2 protein-coding genes are annotated in these 1,313 nt (G+C 43.7%); both read right to left on the minus strand.

Going from position 1 to position 1,313, the window contains the following annotated elements; translation table 11 throughout:
• Positions 1-48: 48 nt before the first annotated feature.
• Positions 49-432, minus strand: a complete 384-nt coding sequence (locus tag QT987_RS29755) for a VOC family protein (RefSeq protein WP_333247087.1) — start codon at positions 430-432, stop codon at positions 49-51.
• Between the two features lie 64 nt (positions 433-496).
• Positions 497-1,006 carry a GrpB family protein gene (locus QT987_RS29760; protein ID WP_333247089.1) on the minus strand — a complete coding sequence of 170 codons (510 nt, stop codon included), beginning with the start codon at positions 1,004-1,006 and terminating at the stop codon, positions 497-499.
• Positions 1,007-1,313: the final 307 nt, after the last annotated feature.

The raw sequence follows: 1,313 nt of genomic DNA on the forward strand, positions 1-1,313 counted from the left end.
AAATCACTTATTGCCCCCGCATTTATCTCGCGCAAGTAAATCTAAAATCTAAAATCTAAAATCTAAAATCGATTGACCGTCCGGGTCTCGCAAAAAAGCCCAGTAGCCGATCGGATATCCAGCATCTTTTGGTTCCTCAAGCAGCACGCCTTCTTGACGTGCTTTGTCGCAGAGTTCGTCCATATATTCGCGGCTTTTGCAACCTACTCCGAGGTGTGCAAAGGGAGACAGAACGGGATGTACGGAGTCTGTTTGAATTAGCACAATTACAAAAGGGCGAGTGCGATCGGAGAGCCAGACCACAGCAACACCAGTTTCTGCATCGATGCGGCGGTGAACGACCTGCATTCCAGCATACTTGGAGTAGAATTCGATAGTGCGATCGACATCAGAAACGGGCAGTGCGATGTGTGTGAGACCGATATCACTCATATGTTATGTTGCTCCAGTCATATTAGGCTTAATATCAAGAATTGCCACTTCCCATATCATAATTTTAATGAGATGCTCGCCACTTTGCAGCTTTCAGATCCATTGCTTTAATGAACCCATCTTTTCCGTCCATGTACGCCTGAATATTATCAGGGTATTTTTGGGCAAGTTTTCTCTTTAGTTCGCTGTATTCCTGGGCGGTTTCAGAATGGGTAATCATATAATCTCGAAACGCTAAATGGCGCTCTATCTGCGGTGAACCAACTTCAAAACTGTGAATGTGGTGGGTTCTACCCTTGCGAAAATAACGACGACCCGATATCCCAAACTCACCCATCGCTTGATAACCTAATGCCTCCATTTCTGCACTATGTGTATCGATTTTAAGAATATCTTTAACCTCAACTAACATATCGACGATCGGCTTTGCATGAATTTGTGGAATCGCTGTGCTACCAATGTGATGTATAGCAACTACATTTTCCCCAAGTGCAAGTGCAATCAGTTTCGACTCAGTTTCAAAGGCGCTTCGCCAATTTGGATCGTGCGGGACGACTTCTACTTTTATTGACATGGCTGATAATTATTGGCTTTTTTTGTCATCTCATTGATTTACCATCGCATTTAACCGAAACTGATTTTATTATGCCTCATATTTTACGGGCTGCGCTCCAAGCTCTTAAACATACGGACAACGGGGAGAAACTGACTGTTTGGGAGAGAAATTTCAAACCGCTCAATCACCTGATAGTCAAATTTTGTGTAAAAGGGCTCTCCCGCTAGCGTCGCAATCATCTCAACTTCCGTGAACTAACCTGACGGTCAACTGGGTACAGTTAGACCGCAGGCTTCTTTTTCCTTTTTTTCAAAGGCTTTTTTGA

Source organism: Microcoleus sp. SVA1B4 (assembly GCF_036700545.1).
In the GTDB taxonomy this organism is placed as follows: domain Bacteria; phylum Cyanobacteriota; class Cyanobacteriia; order Cyanobacteriales; family Microcoleaceae; genus Microcoleus.

Coding starts and splice junctions, on each gene's coding strand:
- QT987_RS29755 (WP_333247087.1), bottom strand. CDS start 432: ATGAGTGATATCGGTCTCACACACATCGCACTGCCCGTTTCTGATGTC.
- QT987_RS29760 (WP_333247089.1), bottom strand. CDS start 1,006: ATGTCAATAAAAGTAGAAGTCGTCCCGCACGATCCAAATTGGCGAAGC.